Consider the following 17,098-nt stretch of genomic DNA (forward strand, 5'->3'; position numbering starts at 1 on the left):
ATAGGAGGTTATTAAAATGACGACATTAGCATTGGAAAATATTGAGGAAATTGCGACGACACTTGCAGCTAAATTTAAGGAAACAGCCGTAGCGCGTGATCAAGCGGGTGGTAATGCCAAGATTGAACGTGATTTGATACGAGAAAGTGGGCTTTTAAAGCTTTTAATTCCGACTGAATATGGTGGTTTAGGAGGAGATTGGGCGGAAATCCTACATCTTGTCCGTATATTTGCAAGAGTAGATAGTTCATTAGCACATGTTTTTGGTTATCACTTTGTCAATTTAACAACACCTCATTTATGTGGTAGTGAAGAGCAAAAGATTCGTTATTATACGGAAACAGTACAGGGTAATTTATTTTGGGGCAATGCGTTTAATCCAGTAGATATTAAGCTAACAGCAACAAAGTATGCGGATCATTACATATTCCATGGTAAAAAAACATTTTGCTCAGGCAGTGTAGATTCTGATTACTTGTTAGCGTCTGCACTTATAGATGGACGTGAAGAGCCTTTGCTCGCCATAATACCTACTAAACGAATTGGAATAGAAGTGAAAGAGGACTGGGATAACTTCGGTCAACGTCAAACAGATAGTGGGACAGTCGAGTTTCATGCTGTGCGTGTAGAACTAAACGAAGTGTTAGAAAACGGCTTCAACCATAATGAATTTTCTCGCCTTCGCTTAAATATCTCAAGCTTTATTTTAAATCATTTGTATTTAGGCATTGTAGAAGGTGCATTTGAAGCAGCGCGTACCTATGCACTAACCGAAACGAGAGCACGTTCACCAATTTATACTTCAGCGACGGATGATCCGATTATTCAAAAACATTTTGGTGAATTCTTTGCACAAGTAGAAGCAGCAAAATTAGTTGTTGCACACTCAGATGAATTGTTCCAAAAACTTTGGCATAAAGGAAGCGATATTCAGCCACATGAGCGTGAAGAATTAGACTATGCCACGAATGTAGCGAAAATTGTAACGACAAAAGTAGGGTTGGACGTTACCTCTCGCATGTTTGAAGTGATGGGTAGCCGTGCTACAGCCAATCGATATGGCTTTGATCGGTATTGGCGAAATTTACGCACGATGACATTACATGTACCAGTCGATACAACGCTTCAGGAATTAGGCCGACGTGTCTTACAACGATTGAAAGGGTGATTATTATGGTTCTAGTTGATTATGTGGTGGAAAGTTGCCTTCCTGAGATGGAAGAGGCTATTACGACACCAGTGAAAAATAAAATCGAAGCGAAGGGCATTCATTTTGGGTATGGGGATGTACGGATTTTGAATGATATTAATATCAACGTACAGGAAGGCGAATTTCTCGTACTAATGGGCCCAAGTGGTTGTGGGAAAAGTACCTTTCTTCGTTTAATTGCAGGGCTCGAACAGCCAAGCGATGGAGACATTACGATTGACGATGTGTCACTAAAAACAAAGGCGCCAGATTGCGGGGTTGTATTCCAAGATTATTCACTATTTCCTTGGTTAACGGCACGCAGCAATATCGTTCTTGCCTTAAAACAAAAGCTAAAGAAGTCGAAAAAGAAGCAGGATATACAACAGCTTGCAGATGATTACTTGAAGCTCGTTAAATTAGGGAACGCCATTACGAAGTATCCTGGACAAATGTCTGGCGGAATGAAGCAACGTGCAGCTATTGCACGTGCACTTGCTTACGGTTCGGATTTACTACTAATGGATGAACCGTTCGGAGCACTTGATCCGGTTACCCGCATTCAACTACAAGATTTAATGTTACAAATTAGTCGGGAGCAAAAGCGGACCATTGTTTTTGTGACACATGATGCCGATGAAGCAATCTATTTGGCAGACCGTATTATCATGTTTGGCCTTGGCAAAGAAGGAGCTGTGACGACTAGCTTAGATGTTCCGTTTAACCGGAAAACGACGAATCGAAAAAAATTATTTGCAAGTGAAGAGTTTTTAACATTCCGAGACAAAGTGTATGAAGTAATGAATAAAGAGATATTCAATCAAATTGACGAAACGTCGCTTGTGACAGCGGACGGTGCAGGAATTTAAGGAGGAAATAAGATGCAAAATCGTAGTTGGAAAAAAGTAATTTATACATTTTTAGGAGGTGTTAGTCTACTTGCTTTAACGGCATGTGGCACAGATGAAAAAGCGAGTGAGCAAGCTTCAGCAGAGGATCTAACGAATAAAAAGTATGACATTAAGGTGGGGTATAGCCAATCTAGCGGTGCACCACTATTAGATGTAGCGCTACAAGAAGGTTATTTTGAGGATGTCGGCGTCAATATCGAGCGTGTTGGCTTTGCAAGCTCCGCTGATGGCTTAAACGCACTACAAGCTGGGAAAATTGATGTTGGATTATCGTTCGGAACAGCAGGTCCGTTAACATTCATTTCAAATGGTTCTGATTTCAAAATTATCGGTGGGCATTTAGAAGGTGGACATCCAATTTTAACAAAAGCAGAAAATACTGATCAATTCAAAACATTAGCAGATTACAAAGGCAAGAAAGTTGGAACGATTCGTATTTTCACGTCTGATATCGTATTCCGTTCAGCACTAGCAGCAGAAGGGATAGATTGGGAGAATGATTTAGAAATTATTGAATTTAAAACCGGCAGCATGTTATTAGAGGCGGTTGCTTCTGGAAAAGTGGATGTGGCAGTTTCCGCAAATTCCTTCTATGCACAGGCACTTGAAATGGGCTTAGAGGCAGTGAGTTGGAGTAATGATTTACAGCCATCACATGTGTGCTGCCGTGTAGTGACAAAAGAAGAATTGTTAAAAGAAGATGACGGGGAAGGATATAAACGCTTCTTAAAGGCCTTGATTTTAGCAGAGCGCACGAAAAACGAGCATCCAGAAAAAGCGGTGGAAGCGGCACGTGAACATTTAAAGGTTGACGATGAAGTCATTAATGCGATTGTCAACGAGGGTCATTCTAATTATTCAGCTGATCCAAATAAAGAAAGCGTCGTAGCAATGTGGAGTCAAATGCAGGAAATTGGCTACGTCGAGGATGCCGAAGATATTGATATTAATGAATACATCAATATTGAATTATATGAAAGTGCGCTGAATGAGTTAATTGAAGAAAACCCAAATGACGACTATTTCAAAAAATTGCTAGAAAAATTTAATGTACAAAATGCATAAGTAAAGGAGGGATACGATGCGCCTATTTTTGAAGCAATATAGCATCACGATTTTGATTGGGCTACTCGTACTTGTAGCCTGGGCGCTTTTCACCAAATATGCGAGCTGGATTAACCCTGTTATATTTCCAGAGCCCATTATTGTTTGGACGTCCCTACAAGAAAAAGCAAGTGAGTTATTCGGCGGTTTTATCAGCTCCATGAAGTTATTATTGCCAGCCTATGTTGGAGCGTTAATTGTTGGTATCGCCGGAGGTGTATTTTTCGGATTACATCACAAATCGCGCAAAATATTAATGCCGTATTTTCATGCATTAAGTCCAATTCCGCCAACGTTATTTATACCATATGTGATTGCTTTAATGCCGACATTTCAATCGGCTTCCACGTCACTCATTTTTATCGGCGCGTTTTGGCCTATCTTTTTAGGCGCTATTCAAGGGGTATTACTCATCGAGCAACACTATTTAGACAATGCAAAAACACTTGGTTTAAAGGGTTTTGACTTTTTAGCAAAAGTGGTACTGCCAGCAAGTTCTCCGCATATTTTAGCAGGTGCTGGCACGTCACTAGGAATGTCATTTTTAATCTTAACAATCGCTGAAATGTTTGGGGCATCATCAGGTATGGGCTACTTCATTCAATATTATGCAGATTTCTCGCAATACCATTTCGTGCTGGCGGGTATTATTTTTAACAGTATTATTATTTTGGCATTCATGATTGGCTTCGATAAAGTGAAAAAACGTTTGCTGTTTTGGACGAATATGATAGCTGAATCGAAATGAATATTAAGCGATTTGTACAAGTATTGTCGCTATTTCTCATCTTAACAGCACTAAGCTATAGCTTATATAAGAGTGGTTTTGCGCAAGAAAAGACGAAACTTCTTGAAGTAGGGCAAGGAGCACCTGCCTTAACGTTAACGAATACAGCAGGGCAGCGAATTAGTCTGGCAGATTACAAGGGGCAAGGGATTGTACTGAATTTCTGGGCAACATACTGCCCACCTTGTAAAAAGGAAATGCCGTTATTAGCAGATGCACTAACAGAAGATATTGCAGTAATCACAGTCAATGTCGGTGAACCTACGCGTTTAGTAAATCAGTTTTTACAAAACAAGCAGCTAAGCCTGCCAACATTACTAGACCGTAAAGAGGAAGTATACACTCTCTATCAAGTGACGAATCTACCAACAACCTTTTTTATTAATGAAAAGGGTGAGATCGACGACAAAGTCATTGGGGAATTAAACGAGCAATTACTAAAAGAAAAGATTGAACAAATTCAACCAAAGTAAAGGGAGAGGTTTTTATGACAAACGAGTTCAAACAAGACACGATTGCATTACACGGAGGGCAAACAGTGGATCCAATTACACGCTCACGAGCTGTTCCACTGTATCAAACAACATCCTACGTATTTGATGATACCGAACATGCAGCGTCACTTTTTAAATTACAAGGAAGTGGCTACTTATATTCACGTAATTCCAACCCAACAAATGACGTATTAGAAAAACGTCTTGCAGCACTGGAGGGGGGTGTCGGAGCATTTGCTGTAGCTTCAGGTCAAGCGGCCATTTTATTAGCCGTGTTAACTGTAGCCCAAGTTGGCGATGAAATTGTCTCTACTAATGCATTATACGGTGGCACATATACATTATTCGAGCGAACACTACCACGCTTTGGCATTACAGTGCGCTTTGTTGACGGGGCAGATTTAGCGGCAATTGAAGCAGTCATTAATGACAAAACAAAAGCCATATTTACAGAAACAATCGGAAATCCGAGTCTACAAATTGCAGATATTGAGGGTATTAGTGAAGTCGCACATCGTCATGGTGTACCAGTCATCGTAGACAATACATTTGCTACACCATATTTAGCAAAGCCATTTGAACACGGGGCAGATATTATCGTCCATTCAACGACGAAATTTATTGGCGGACACGGTACATCAATCGGTGGAGCCATCATCGATAGTGGGAACTTTGAGTGGAATGCAAAACGTTTCCCAACATTTGTCGAGAAAAATCCATTGATTGACAATCGTTCATTTGTTGAAGCTTCAGGAAAAGCAGCGTTTGTGACAAAAGCTCGATTTGAACTTGGGCATGATTTAGGGGCAACTTTATCGCCATTCAATGCGTGGTTATTTATTCAAGGTTTGGAGTCATTATCAGTTCGTATTCGTCAGCACGTAGCGAATGCCGAGGCAGTTGCAGTGTTTTTAGAGCAGCATGACTTAGTAGAATGGGTGAATTATCCATCATTAACCGGCGATGCGCAAAATGATGTTGCGGCAAAGTATTTGCCAAAAGGGGCAGGATCAATTTTTAGCTTTGGTATTAAAGGCGGATTAGAAGCAGCCAAAGCATTCATTAATTCCGTGGAGCTTCTATCACATGTTGCGAATGTGGGGGATTCAAAATCGCTAGTTATCCACCCAGCAAGCACATCTCATTCTCGTTTAACACCAGAACAACAAATAAGCAGTGGTGTTACACCAGGGTTAATTCGTTTATCAATTGGTTTAGAAGATATTGAGGATATTCTAGCAGATTTAGAGCAAGCGCTACAAAAAGCCAGCGAGCAAGTACTTGTTTCGTTAAAGGAGGAAAACTAATATGACAATCGCAATTATAGTCAATGATGAAGAGATTATTACACCTATTACAGAGGGTACAGTGCTACGCATCGTTGCGCAAGATGGCACTATTCAAGATTTACGCAATCCAGCATTAGATGTAACAGAAGGTCGTCGTGGTGCAGCCCTTCGTTTAGCCATTGAAAAGGGCGCAACGACATTTGTTGCACCACCAGAAACGTTTTGCGAGATATCGTATGTAAAAGCACAAAGTGAAAATATCCAATTTTATCATCTTACAAACAATATCTCATATGAAATATTTACAAAGGCATTAGCAAACAGAGAAATCACGCTTTCTATCACATTACCAGAAGCGGAGATTTTATCGAGCGTACCTGTGACAAAATAACAAAAAGGATGGAGGAATGTAAAGTGGTTGAATTTATTACAATGGCCCCAACATCAGGGGATAGTGAATATGTAGGTGGTCCGTCAAAGGACAAAAATATTGATGGTTGGACAGGTACTGGTACAGATGCCAATCGTGAGCCGTCTGTTGAATATATTACACAAGTTGCACAAGCAGCAGAACGTGGTGGTTTCTCGACTTTATTACTTCCAATTGGTGGGGCATGCATCGACTCGCTCGTCGCGGCATCACATTTAACTGCAAAAACAGAAACATTGAAATTTCTATATGCCGTTCGTCCAAGCTCGACAGAACCAACGATTTTGGCAAAGCAGTTTGCATCCATTGATGATTGGTCGAATGGACGTATAAACCTAAATATCGTAACTGGTGGTTCACCGCAGGAATTAGCGAGCGACGGAGATTTACTGTCACATGATGAGCGCTATCGTCGTACGCGTGAATATATTTATATCCTAAAACGCCTTTTTAGGGGAGAGAAATTTGATTTTAACGGTGAGTTTTATCAGTTAAGAGGTGCTTATTTACCTCGAGTCCCAAAACAGACTCCTCCTATCTTCTTTGGTGGTTCATCTGATGTGGCAAAAGAAGTGGCAGCTGATTTAGCGGATGTTTATATGCTTTGGGGAGAAACGCTAGAAAATACAAGAAAAGAAATAGATTCGGTCAAATCACGTGCGACAGCAAGAGGTCGTGAACTTTCGTATAGCTTTTCTTTCCAAGTAGTTATTGGGGATACTGAGGAAGAGGCATGGGCGAAGGCGAATAAGCAGATTAGTCAGGTAGATCCAGAATTTTTAGCATTGAAGCATCAGCAAACGATTGCGAACGGGGCAGTGGGTGTCAATCGATTGCATACGTTAATGGTGGAATCAAAAGACAATGATTTTGTCATTGGACCAAACCTATGGGCGGGCTTAACGCAAGTATTGTCTGGCAATTCCATTTCATTAGTAGGTACACCAGACCAGATTGCTGCACGTATCGTTGAGTTTGTGGAATTAGGCTTTGATAAAGTGCTATTACGCGGCTTCCCTCATTTAGAGACGATTGAAGAAGTTGGGCAAAAAGTAATTCCACGCGTCTTAGCTTTATTAGCAGAGCGTGATGCACAGGTGGTATAAGGAGGATTAAAGTACATGGTAAAAAAACAAATGAAACTTGGTGTTTTTTTAATGGGCACAGGGCACCATATTGCATCTTGGCGTCATCCAGATGTACCAAGCGATGCAAGTGAAAGTATTGCATTTTTTCAGCATATTGCACAAGTAGCGGAAGTTGGAAAACTAGATATGTTGTTTTTAAGTGATGGACTATCGTTTAACCACTTATCGCATCCTGCAGAACTTGTACGCTTTGAGCCGCTGACACTGCATGCTGCATTATCAACCGTGACGAAAAATATTGGTTTAACTGCAACGGCTTCGACAACGTATAATGAGCCCTTTCACATTGCTCGAAAATTCTCCTCCCTTGATCACTTAAGTGGCGGACGTGCAGCGTGGAATGTTGTTACATCTTATTATGATGCTGAGGCGTTAAATTTTAATCAAAATTCACATTTAGATCATTCTCTGCGCTATGATCGTGCGGATGAGTTTGTAGAGGTTGTAAAGTGTTTATGGGATAGTTGGGAGCAAGAAGCTCTCGTGCGCGATAAAGTAAGTGGCGCTTATTTTGATAAAAGTAAGTTGCATACACTGAATTATAAAGGCAAGTATTACGCTGTCAAAGGGCCACTCAATTCTTCTCGTTCACCGCAGGGCCGTCCCGTCATTGTGCAGGCAGGTTCATCGGAAGCGGGGACAGACTTAGCTGCAAAAACAGCAGATGTGATTTTTACTGCGCAGCAAACATTAGCAGATGCGCAAAACTTCTATAAAAAGTTAAAAGAGAAGGCTATCGCATTTGGACGCAATGCCGATGACATCAAAATTATGCCAGGTGTGTCACCATATGTTGGGGATACAGAAGAAGAGGCATATGCCAAATATGAACTACTGCAAAGTCTTATTACGCCAGAGATTGGACTCGATTTCTTATCCGATTATTTAGGAGGTTTCGACTTTACAGGCTATGATTTAGATGGTCCGCTACCGATAGACATTCCACTTACGAATGGTAACCGTAGTCGTCAGCAACTGATTATTGATTTGGCGAAGCGCGAGCAATTGACGATTCGCGAATTGTATCTTCGTATTGCAGGCTCACGTGGGCATCGATTAATTTTCGGGACGCCAGAGCAAATAGCGGATCAACTAGAAGAATGGATTGACAATGGTGCGGCGGATGGTTTTAATATTATGCCGCCATATTTCCCACAAGGTTTTACTGATTTTGTAGAAAAAGTAGTTCCTGTTTTACAGAAGCGAGGCGTTTTCCGTACAGAATATGAAGGCACGACATTACGTGAAAATTTAGGTTTACCACAAGTAGTGTCACGCTATGAAAAGGTAGAAATTTAAATGATAGGGACACGCTTAATGTAAGGTGTCCCTCATTTTACTTGACATTGATAAGGGAGGTCTCTGTGATAGCTTCAAATAGCTGATGGGAATCTTCTTTGGTTAAATGAACATATTGATCGTTACCTTGTACTACCTCTACGGTTTCTTTGTCAGGACCAATCCAAACAGAATATGGAATGGCCTTTGCTTCGACATCTGGATTGACAAATTGAAATATAAACCGGTAGTCGGCCTCTCTTGCCATATCTACTTTCTTTCTCTCCCAATCTACGTTATGGAGAATATCCTTTACCAAGGAAACTTCCTTTAACTTAATAATTTCTTTGTACGCCTCATAAACACCAGAATCACTACGTTTATCTACTTCGATTTTTTGTCTTTCCACACCTGCACAACTAGTAGCTATGCATAGCAGTAGAATAAGGATGAGAAGTCTTTTAATATTGACCATTGTTACCTTATCATTCCTTTCAGTGGAGCTGCGTGTACCAATTTTCTATTGTTTCAAATCAAAAGTTGTGTCATAATGTTAAACTCCTATAAAGAAAATCATGCGAAGAATAAAAGTAGAAAAAAAGAAACATGAATACTAATAAATCAAAAATTGCTACGCCAATTACTAATTCAAAGTACTTCTATACTAAGTAGAAAAATCCAATTTCATATAATGAGGAGGTTATATAAGGATAACACTGGAAATAACTTCATTTTTTCTCCTGCCATTTATACGGAATACTTGCCCAATCATACAACAGTGTGAAAAGTAAAAATAAAAAAGAAGTTCCTGCAATTTCACCCCAACTTACTTCAGCTTTAAAAAATAATTGTAAGCCACTGGATATGGCGAAAAAAATTAAGGCCTTTTGAATGCCTTTCTTAATCATACTAACACCTCTTTATTTCAGAAATAATCGTTATTTATAGCATATCACATTTACAAATATTAGGGTGTGGGAGTGTTCGATTTATATATAAATATCGTTTGTTAATGTTATTTTTGTTTTTTCAGTGTAATATTTGAATAGGTAAAGTTTGTAAATTAATGAAGGGGCTTTAATGTGAATTAGTGGATGAAGGTATTAAAGAAAATAATAACACTCTGAGATCAATGATTGAAATGATCAGCCGGTAATTTGGAGGAGGACAACAGGTGTTGAATAATGAATTTTTGATATTTATTATAATATTAATTGGACTATGGTTTTGCATTGTCACATTCAGCCTTGGTATGAGAAAAATATTAAAAGTGGAAAGGAAAAAATGGTTTTCATATAACCACATTAACGATGTACATAAGAAAATAGACTGGGCGATACGGATTACTTTTACGATACTAGTGCTTGCTTATACTTTTTATTTGATTTTTACAAATTCTCCAGAATTCACTGGGGATATTGAGCTGTGGATGGTCTTTTTAGTATTTTTAGTTGTAACTGAATCCGTACGAGCTTACATGGAATGGAGATATGTAGAAAATCGTAAAGCATATGTTTTAACGATTATAGAAATGGTATTCTTTATTGCATTATTTACGTTAATGATGAAAACAAATTTCTTTGGTTTATTCACATAAAAAGGGCTATTGCCCAAACATTATAATAAATCCCGCCACTTATATTAGTGACGGGATTTATTAATTATTTAGCTAAACGTAATTCCGAATTTTGGCTATACCATTTCTTATGATAAAAATAAATTGTCAGAAGTACAATGAATTCAGATGTTGGGATTGCAAGCCACACACCTGATAAGCCGAATAATCGTGGCATGATCATCAGTAAGATGAGTAACACGATAATTTCACGTGCTGCAGTAATCCACGTTGCCATTTTGATGTGTCCAATGGATTGGTAATAGGTCATCATAACAAAGTTCGTGCCCATAAAAAGATACGCGATAAAGAATAGTTTAATGCCCGATACGGCCAGTGTCACTACTGCTTCAGGGAAATCACCGAATAAGCTAACAATCTGAGTTGCTGCAAATTGTCCGATGAACACAAAGAAGATACCTGCTGCGAGAGCTGTCCCAATAGCAAGACGTATTGTTTGTTTCATTTTCTTCTCATCTTTGGCGCCGCTATAATAACTAATCAGCGGTTGGATGGCCGATCCCATTCCTAAAAACAGCAGTAACATTACACTATGCACATAATTCAAAATCGTAAATGCTGATACACCGACAGTTCCCGCGAGCTCTTTAAATGCGATGTTATGCGAAATCGTGAAAACCGAAATGCCGACTTCCGCAAGAAAACTAGGGAAACCAATGACCAAAATTAGAAGAGCAAGCTTTTTATCAAATTTGAAGCGTACAAAACGTAAGTTGCTTTTTTTTCTGAAAAAGTGCGTGCTGAGTATGATCAGTCCAGTAAGTGCCCCAAGAACTGTCGCAATAGCAGCACCCTCTACGCCATAATCCAGAACGAATAAAAATACGTAGTTTAATATAATATTGACAACTGATGTAGCGATAAGTGCAATCATTGCTGTATTTGGACCGCCATCATTACGCACTAAAATACTAAAAGCATTTTCTACTGTGAAGACGAATCCAAACAGTAGCATGACGTTCAGGTAACCAGATGTGTACTCAAACGTATCTGCATTTGCCCCTAGTAAATACGCAAGTTCTGTTCGAAAGACAAAGGCAGTAAGTCCAATAATCATCGTCAAGATAAATATTGAGCTTATAGCATGTGAAAAAATGATACGTGCTTGATCAGGTCGTTTAGCGCCCATCATTGCAGAATATCGAGTTGCAGCACCAATCCCAATCCATAATGACATGGCGACAAAAATTGTATAGACTGGGCCAGCAATTCCTACACCTGCAAGTGCGACTGGACCTAACTTGTTGCCTACCATGATTCCGTCAACCACGATATTGACAGCCATCAGCAACATTCCGACGATTGAGGGGATTAAATACCTCAAGAAAGATTTCCCTACAGATTCCGTATCTAAACGGTTTACTATTTGTTCCTTTTGCATTGCATTTTCAAATCCTTATCTATTTTTAATTGGTTCAAAAAACCAAAAAACTATTTTTGTTTTTATAGTTTTCTTAGGGCGAAAAGAAACTGGCAGTTTATGTGCCAGTACATTCATCATTTTTTTCAGTCATTATTCCATTCAATAATGCATCTACTATTGTTTCTAATGATTCTGATATTGAGATACTATGCTGTAAAAAGAATTGTCTATCCAACGTAATATTCGCAGTCTCAATAATCAATTTCATCAACAAGTCGATGTTCATATTCTTAATAATCCCTGTTTTAATACCTTCTTCAAGAAGTGCTTTAAGATCATCCCACTGATTCAATTCACGGTTTACGCGTTCCCATTGTGCAGGGTAGGAACGTTTCAATTGTTCTAAAATACGTAAATCGTAAAACTCATTGTATTTCGGTAAGACAACGATCGCTTTTTTTATTTTTTCCGCCAGTGTAAATTCAGGATTATCGATGATTAGGCGAGTCTGTTCATCAAACTCACTAAGTGTAAAATCAATAATAGAATCAAGAATATCTACTTTCGATGAAAAGTTTTCGTATAGCGTACGTTTGCTTATTCCTAGTCGTTTTGCGAGATCATCCATTGTGAACTTAATGCCATTATTTCGAGTTTCTTCAATGAATGCTTGTATGATTCGTGTTTTCAACCCATAACCCCCAAGAAAACTATAAACACCTTTTTAGTTTTGATGGTTTTATATTACTATATTTGTCGAGGGAATGTCTACTGGAACATGAGAGGAATCTTATGTTTTTTATGCGCTTCCAGTTTAAGGGAAGTCTCACTAATGTGGAATTACCCTCGAATGCATGCAGTTTATCCGCGGAGTAAGCTACTTACAATAATTGATGCTGTTTGTTAAAATACTTGGCCCTAATTTTTCAGTTTTGGAATTAGAAAGACGCACTTGCACCTCAACATTTTTCATTTCGGCTGTAATGGCATCGAATCGACCAGCCCACGTCGGACTATCCTCTTCGGGTGTAGGGTACAGCCTGAAACGCCAACTTATTTCCTTGGGAATAAACACAAATCCCTCATAACCATCATAGTCTCCGTAAGTTGAAGGATCGGGAAGATGAACGGCAAGAATGCTGATATTAGTCCGTGCAAAACTTGGCGGGAATAATTGCACTTTATAGACCAATGCTACACCTTTAGCGTTTGCCAAACTAGGATGAACAGGTTCCAAAATTAGACTGCAGGGCATAGTGATTGCATGGGTTTGGGAAGGATTTACAACAAAAGTAGCAATTATACATAAGACTAAAATAAGCTTTTTCATCATGCACCTCTTGCAATGGATTTTGATTAGTTTATCCACGTTTAACTTGATTATGTTTTGAAATGTCGAGTCGTGTTACTAAGTTATCAACCGAAATGAAAAAAGAACTCCCAGAAAAGAGTTCTTTTAATAATATAAGCTAGGTTTACATATTTATTTAAAGAAGAGATTTTTACTTGTTGTAAAAGCTTGTAGGGATTGGTCCGGTTTGTCGACGATGATAAAGGAGTGGTTCCTTATCATTATTGTCGATATCAACGACGTGCCCGATGAATATTGTATGGTCTCCAGCATCCACTTGCTTGAATGCCTCACATTGTAAAACGGATAAGGTATCCGATAGAATCGGTAAATTTAATGTTGAAGTCGACCATTTTGCTTGGGCAAAACGATCTTCTTTACTTGCAAATAATGTACATACTTGAGCTTGTTCACTCGCTAAAATATTGACTGCAAAGTTTTTCGCAGCCAAAAAGTCTGCATGTAGTTTGGATCTTTTATCGAGCGACCATAAAATGAGCAGTGGATCGATTGAAACAGACGCAAATGAATTAACGGTTAAGCCAATTGGTTCGTTTGCGCTATTTAATGCTGTCACAACAGTTACGCCCGTTGGATAATTGCCTAGAGCTTGCTTAAATGCAAAAACTTTTTCAGTCATATTTTTCACCTCATCATAGTTTATGATACATACACTCTGTTTGCGCAACGAGTTGACTACATAATTCGTCTGATAGTTGTGGCAAGCAAACTCCGAAGCTAGTATTCATGGTATGTATGTTCATAGTTTTATTTTAAACCAATTAAACAACTAGGTAAAGTATATGTTATAGTGAATAAAAGGGGGAAAGAGGAATGAGTTTACAATTCGATCACTTAGTTCAGCAAGTTGCATCACCGGAAGACACAAAAGCATTTTTGAATGAGCATCATATCCATACGGTTAATGGTGGACAACATACAATGTGGGGTACATACAACACGTTAAGTTATTTCGGCTTAACGTATATTGAGCAAATTGCGGTATATAATCGTGACTTATTTGAGGATGCCGCGAAATTGCCGTATTCATTGCATCATTCATTTAAACGAGGCAAAGAACAATTTGGCTTTTCCCGAATTGCTTTGCGCACAACGAATATTGAAGGGGAGGCTAAACGTTTACGAGCACTAGGCTTCGAAGTTTACGGGCCCGATGCATGTAGTCGAACACGCCCAGATGGATCAGTTATTGAATGGAAGTTATTGCATTTTGGCAAACCCAACTTAGCGATTGATTTTCCATTTTTCATCGAGTGGGCTGATGAGGATAGCGAAAGACTGGCACAGCTAAAAAAAGGTGGAGCATTAGATACACAGCAGTCACTGTCGATGACTTCCGTACAATTTGTTGTAAGAAATGTGGATGAAACCGTCGCATTGTGGCAAGATGTACTGCAATTACCAGCAGCTACTTTGCATGAAACTTATACATCATTACATTTACCCAATATGCGTTTAGATTTCTATGATGACACTGGAATTTTAGCAGATCACAAAGAGGGACCATTTGCAGTAACGTTGACTGATACCACAAGAGAGAAACGAACTTTGCTGTTCCCACAAGCGTTATATTATATTAATCCATAAAAATAAGGCATCACATACTATGCGTATGTTGATGCCTTTTGCTTATAATTTTACGACATTAGATGCCTGAGGACCGCGGTTACCTTCAATTACATCAAATGATACTTTTTGTCCATCTTCAAGTGTTCGGAAGCCTTCTTCCTGAATGCCTGTAAAATGTACGAATACATCTTCACCATCATCACATTCTATAAATCCATAACCCTTTTCGTTGTTGAACCACTTTACGATTCCTTGTTGCATAAGCGTTCGCCTCCAATGCGACTGAAAATAAGTATTGTATTTTGAAAAATGTGATAACTGCATTTCCCCTTAGAAGATACAGGAATTAAGGTCAGTTGTCAAATGATTGTCGGAAATTTGAAAATCTTCCTTTGCTTTATTCGAAAATAGCTTATAATTGTAGGTGAACATTAGAGAAAGTAGGAATCATAATGACAACATCGAATAAACCATTATCAGATTTAGAAATTGCTAGTCAAGCGGTTATGAAGCCTATTACGGATATTGCGAAAACAGCAGGCATTCCAGAAGATGCGCTAGAGCAATATGGTCGCTACAAAGCAAAAATCGACCCATTAAAAATTAAGGCACAAGCAGCTGATGCGAAAGTTGTCTTAGTGACGGCGATTAGCCCAACACCAGCTGGCGAAGGGAAATCGACAGTAACAGTTGGTCTTTCAGATGCCTTACACCAATTAAATCAAAAAGTTGTAGTAGCTTTACGCGAACCTTCACTAGGTCCAGTAATGGGCGTTAAAGGTGGCGCAACTGGTGGCGGTTACGCACAAGTAGTACCGATGGAAGATATTAACCTTCACTTCACAGGTGACCTACACGCTATTACATCTGCTAATAATGCATTATCTGCATTTATAGATAATCATATTCATCAAGGTAATGTACTAAATATTGATCCTCGTCGTATTATTTGGAAACGCGTAATGGATTTAAATGATCGTGCATTACGTAAAGTCGTAGTTGGCCTTGGTGGTCCAGTTCAAGGAATGCCACGTGAAGACGGCTTTGACATTACGGTTGCTTCAGAAATTATGGCAATATTCTGCTTAGCAACAAGTATTGAAGATTTACGTGAACGTTTATCAAATATCGTGATTGGTTACACATTCAATCGTGAACCAGTATTTGTTCGTGATTTACAAGTTGAAGGTGCTTTAACACTTCTGTTAAAAGATGCATTCAAGCCAAACTTAGTGCAAACATTAGAAGGCACACCAGCAATTATTCACGGTGGACCATTTGCGAATATCGCGCATGGCTGTAACTCAATTATGGCGACTCAAACTGCTCGTAAATTAGCAGATATTGTTGTAACAGAAGCCGGTTTTGCTGCAGATTTAGGTGCTGAAAAGTTCATGAACATAAAAGCGCGTGAAGCTGGCTTTAAGCCAAGTGCAGTCGTAATCGTCGCTACAATCCGCGCGCTTAAAATGCACGGTGGCGTTGCGAAAACAGAACTAGTTGGGGAAAACGTAGATGCATTATTAAAAGGTATCGCAAACCTAGCGAAGCATGTGGAGACAGTTCGTGCATTTGGTGTTGAACCGATCATTGCATTAAATCGTTTCATCACTGATACTGAAGCTGAGCTTGAAGCGGTGTTAAACTGGTGTAAAGAACAAAATGTACGCATTGCCCGTACAAACGTCTGGGAAGAGGGCGGACAAGGCGGACTAGCGCTAGCGAAGGAAGTACTTACTGTAATTGAGGAAGAAAATAACTTCGCTCCATTATATGAAGTAACGGATTCAATCGAAGAAAAAGTACGTACGATTGTACAAAAAGTATACGGCGGAAAAGATGTTAACTTCACAGATCAAGCGAAAAAACAAATTGCGCAAATCGAAAAATTCGGTTGGGATGTTCTACCGATTTGTATGGCAAAAACACAATATTCTTTATCTGACCAACCAAGCTTACTTGGTCGACCAGAAGGCTTTACCATTACAATTCGTGAAGTTATTCCGAAACTGGGTGCGGGCTTCTTAGTATGTTTAACTGGCGACATTATGACAATGCCTGGCCTACCAAAAGTTCCAGCAGCACTACGTATGGACGTTGATAATGACGGAAATGCAGTAGGGCTATTCTAAATAGGAAAATCCAAAAGTCATCTCAAATGATATGCTCCCTATTAGGTAGACAGATTAAAAAATAAAATCTGTTTATTAAATGGGGAGTTTTTTCATGTCTAAAAAATCATTTTCACCAGATGTAAAAATTTTAGCACTTCAATATTTAGAGGAAGGTCGTCATACTCTCGAAGAAATCTGCACAATGTTTTCAGTAAACATGACAACTCTACAAGTATGGCGTGCTCTGTATAAATATGGCGGGGTAGAAGCCTTAATTCGACCTAAGAAAAATAAGGTGTACTCAGAGGAATTAAAGCGGGGTGCTGTAGAAGATTATTTAACAAAGAACTACTCCATGTTCGAGATCCTCGCCAAATACGGGATAAGTAGTTTATCAGTTTTCAAAAAGTGGTT

The 17,098-nt window shown here is 39.1% G+C and carries 19 protein-coding genes and 1 pseudogene; 13 read left to right on the top strand and 7 right to left on the bottom strand.

Annotated elements, in window-relative coordinates; all coding sequences use genetic code 11:
• The first annotated feature begins 16 nt into the window (after window positions 1-16).
• The 9 genes from ACIQZG_RS22305 to ACIQZG_RS22345 are packed head-to-tail and all read left to right on the top strand — an operon-like array spanning window position 17 to window position 8,651.
• Window positions 17-1,168 (top strand): acyl-CoA dehydrogenase family protein, encoded by a 1,152-nt coding sequence (locus ACIQZG_RS22305; protein WP_402757998.1) that lies wholly within the window; start codon window positions 17-19, stop codon window positions 1,166-1,168.
• Between the two features lie 5 nt (window positions 1,169-1,173).
• Window positions 1,174-2,058 (top strand): ABC transporter ATP-binding protein, encoded by an 885-nt coding sequence (locus tag ACIQZG_RS22310; protein WP_402758000.1) that lies wholly within the window; start codon window positions 1,174-1,176, stop codon window positions 2,056-2,058.
• 12 nt (window positions 2,059-2,070) lie between these two features.
• Window positions 2,071-3,165: an ABC transporter substrate-binding protein gene (locus ACIQZG_RS22315; RefSeq protein ID WP_402758002.1), complete on the top strand. Its 1,095-nt coding sequence runs from the start codon at window positions 2,071-2,073 to the stop codon at window positions 3,163-3,165.
• 16 nt (window positions 3,166-3,181) lie between these two features.
• On the top strand, window positions 3,182-3,952 hold the full coding sequence (locus tag ACIQZG_RS22320; protein ID WP_402758004.1) for an ABC transporter permease: 771 nt from the start codon (window positions 3,182-3,184) through the stop codon (window positions 3,950-3,952).
• A complete protein-coding gene (locus ACIQZG_RS22325) occupies window positions 3,949-4,464 on the top strand; it encodes a redoxin domain-containing protein (protein WP_402758006.1) in 516 nt (171 codons plus the stop codon). Before ACIQZG_RS22320 ends, ACIQZG_RS22325 begins: the two co-directional genes overlap by 4 nt.
• A 14-nt stretch (window positions 4,465-4,478) precedes the next feature.
• Window positions 4,479-5,792, top strand: a complete 1,314-nt coding sequence (locus tag ACIQZG_RS22330; RefSeq protein ID WP_402758007.1) for an O-acetylhomoserine aminocarboxypropyltransferase/cysteine synthase family protein — start codon at window positions 4,479-4,481, stop codon at window positions 5,790-5,792.
• Window position 5,793: 1 nt separating this feature from the next.
• Window positions 5,794-6,165, top strand: coding sequence for a chemotaxis protein CheY (locus tag ACIQZG_RS22335; protein WP_402758009.1), 372 nt, complete (start codon window positions 5,794-5,796; stop codon window positions 6,163-6,165).
• A 23-nt stretch (window positions 6,166-6,188) separates the two neighbouring features.
• Complete coding sequence (locus ACIQZG_RS22340; RefSeq protein WP_402758011.1) at window positions 6,189-7,310, top strand: LLM class flavin-dependent oxidoreductase; 1,122 nt, start codon at window positions 6,189-6,191, stop codon at window positions 7,308-7,310.
• Between the two features lie 15 nt (window positions 7,311-7,325).
• Window positions 7,326-8,651: an LLM class flavin-dependent oxidoreductase gene (locus tag ACIQZG_RS22345; RefSeq protein ID WP_402758012.1), complete on the top strand. Its 1,326-nt coding sequence runs from the start codon at window positions 7,326-7,328 to the stop codon at window positions 8,649-8,651.
• 37 nt (window positions 8,652-8,688) lie between these two features.
• On the opposite strand, the gene ACIQZG_RS22350 is transcribed toward ACIQZG_RS22345, so the two are convergent.
• Both ACIQZG_RS22350 and ACIQZG_RS22355 read right to left on the bottom strand, forming a co-directional pair.
• Window positions 8,689-9,105 (bottom strand): YhfM domain-containing protein, encoded by a 417-nt coding sequence (locus tag ACIQZG_RS22350; protein ID WP_402758014.1) that lies wholly within the window; start codon window positions 9,103-9,105, stop codon window positions 8,689-8,691.
• Window positions 9,106-9,358: 253 nt separating this feature from the next.
• A complete protein-coding gene (locus ACIQZG_RS22355; protein ID WP_402758016.1) occupies window positions 9,359-9,538 on the bottom strand; it encodes a hypothetical protein in 180 nt (59 codons plus the stop codon).
• A gap of 269 nt (window positions 9,539-9,807) precedes the next feature.
• Here ACIQZG_RS22355 and ACIQZG_RS22360 point away from each other — a divergent pair, with 269 nt between their 5' ends.
• Window positions 9,808-10,227 (top strand): DUF4181 domain-containing protein, encoded by a 420-nt coding sequence (locus ACIQZG_RS22360; protein WP_402758018.1) that lies wholly within the window; start codon window positions 9,808-9,810, stop codon window positions 10,225-10,227.
• A gap of 64 nt (window positions 10,228-10,291) precedes the next feature.
• Here ACIQZG_RS22360 and ACIQZG_RS22365 read toward each other — a convergent pair whose 3' ends face one another.
• The 4 genes from ACIQZG_RS22365 to ACIQZG_RS22380 form a co-directional block, all read right to left on the bottom strand.
• Window positions 10,292-11,647, bottom strand: a complete 1,356-nt coding sequence (locus tag ACIQZG_RS22365; RefSeq protein WP_402758020.1) for an MATE family efflux transporter — start codon at window positions 11,645-11,647, stop codon at window positions 10,292-10,294.
• 97 nt (window positions 11,648-11,744) lie between these two features.
• Complete coding sequence (locus ACIQZG_RS22370; RefSeq protein ID WP_402758022.1) at window positions 11,745-12,320, bottom strand: TetR/AcrR family transcriptional regulator; 576 nt, start codon at window positions 12,318-12,320, stop codon at window positions 11,745-11,747.
• 186 nt (window positions 12,321-12,506) lie between these two features.
• Window positions 12,507-12,959: a YoqH family protein gene (locus ACIQZG_RS22375; RefSeq protein WP_402758024.1), complete on the bottom strand. Its 453-nt coding sequence runs from the start codon at window positions 12,957-12,959 to the stop codon at window positions 12,507-12,509.
• Between the two features lie 172 nt (window positions 12,960-13,131).
• Window positions 13,132-13,620, bottom strand: a complete 489-nt coding sequence (locus tag ACIQZG_RS22380) for a flavin reductase family protein (RefSeq protein WP_402758026.1) — start codon at window positions 13,618-13,620, stop codon at window positions 13,132-13,134.
• Between the two features lie 194 nt (window positions 13,621-13,814).
• Between ACIQZG_RS22380 and ACIQZG_RS22385 the strand changes: the two genes are divergently transcribed.
• Entirely contained in the window at window positions 13,815-14,588 is a 774-nt protein-coding gene (locus ACIQZG_RS22385) for a VOC family protein (RefSeq protein WP_402758028.1), read from the top strand.
• A gap of 42 nt (window positions 14,589-14,630) precedes the next feature.
• On the opposite strand, the gene ACIQZG_RS22390 is transcribed toward ACIQZG_RS22385, so the two are convergent.
• Window positions 14,631-14,831: a cold-shock protein gene (locus ACIQZG_RS22390; RefSeq protein WP_402758030.1), complete on the bottom strand. Its 201-nt coding sequence runs from the start codon at window positions 14,829-14,831 to the stop codon at window positions 14,631-14,633.
• Between the two features lie 191 nt (window positions 14,832-15,022).
• Between ACIQZG_RS22390 and ACIQZG_RS22395 the strand changes: the two genes are divergently transcribed.
• Window positions 15,023-16,702, top strand: coding sequence for a formate--tetrahydrofolate ligase (locus tag ACIQZG_RS22395; protein ID WP_402758032.1), 1,680 nt, complete (start codon window positions 15,023-15,025; stop codon window positions 16,700-16,702).
• Window positions 16,703-16,796: 94 nt separating this feature from the next.
• Window positions 16,797-17,098, top strand: a pseudogene (locus ACIQZG_RS22400) (IS3-like element ISEnfa5 family transposase); the annotation flags it as partial.

Source organism: Lysinibacillus sp. NPDC096418 (genome assembly GCF_044762775.1).
Classification (GTDB): Bacteria; Bacillota; Bacilli; order Bacillales_A; family Planococcaceae; genus Lysinibacillus.

Excerpts from the sequence above, each read along its gene's own strand:
- ACIQZG_RS22325 (WP_402758006.1), top strand. The coding sequence starts at position 3,949 with ATGAATATTAAGCGATTTGTACAAGTATTGTCGCTATTTCTCATCTTA.
- ACIQZG_RS22385 (WP_402758028.1), top strand. The coding sequence starts at position 13,815 with ATGAGTTTACAATTCGATCACTTAGTTCAGCAAGTTGCATCACCGGAA.
- ACIQZG_RS22390 (WP_402758030.1), bottom strand. The coding sequence starts at position 14,831 with ATGCAACAAGGAATCGTAAAGTGGTTCAACAACGAAAAGGGTTATGGA.
- ACIQZG_RS22305 (WP_402757998.1), top strand. The coding sequence starts at position 17 with ATGACGACATTAGCATTGGAAAATATTGAGGAAATTGCGACGACACTT.
- ACIQZG_RS22310 (WP_402758000.1), top strand. The coding sequence starts at position 1,174 with ATGGTTCTAGTTGATTATGTGGTGGAAAGTTGCCTTCCTGAGATGGAA.
- ACIQZG_RS22380 (WP_402758026.1), bottom strand. The coding sequence starts at position 13,620 with ATGACTGAAAAAGTTTTTGCATTTAAGCAAGCTCTAGGCAATTATCCA.
- ACIQZG_RS22335 (WP_402758009.1), top strand. The coding sequence starts at position 5,794 with ATGACAATCGCAATTATAGTCAATGATGAAGAGATTATTACACCTATT.
- ACIQZG_RS22355 (WP_402758016.1), bottom strand. The coding sequence starts at position 9,538 with ATGATTAAGAAAGGCATTCAAAAGGCCTTAATTTTTTTCGCCATATCC.
- ACIQZG_RS22375 (WP_402758024.1), bottom strand. The coding sequence starts at position 12,959 with ATGAAAAAGCTTATTTTAGTCTTATGTATAATTGCTACTTTTGTTGTA.
- ACIQZG_RS22350 (WP_402758014.1), bottom strand. The coding sequence starts at position 9,105 with ATGGTCAATATTAAAAGACTTCTCATCCTTATTCTACTGCTATGCATA.
- ACIQZG_RS22395 (WP_402758032.1), top strand. The coding sequence starts at position 15,023 with ATGACAACATCGAATAAACCATTATCAGATTTAGAAATTGCTAGTCAA.
- ACIQZG_RS22345 (WP_402758012.1), top strand. The coding sequence starts at position 7,326 with ATGGTAAAAAAACAAATGAAACTTGGTGTTTTTTTAATGGGCACAGGG.
- ACIQZG_RS22365 (WP_402758020.1), bottom strand. The coding sequence starts at position 11,647 with ATGCAAAAGGAACAAATAGTAAACCGTTTAGATACGGAATCTGTAGGG.
- ACIQZG_RS22330 (WP_402758007.1), top strand. The coding sequence starts at position 4,479 with ATGACAAACGAGTTCAAACAAGACACGATTGCATTACACGGAGGGCAA.
- ACIQZG_RS22315 (WP_402758002.1), top strand. The coding sequence starts at position 2,071 with ATGCAAAATCGTAGTTGGAAAAAAGTAATTTATACATTTTTAGGAGGT.
- ACIQZG_RS22320 (WP_402758004.1), top strand. The coding sequence starts at position 3,182 with ATGCGCCTATTTTTGAAGCAATATAGCATCACGATTTTGATTGGGCTA.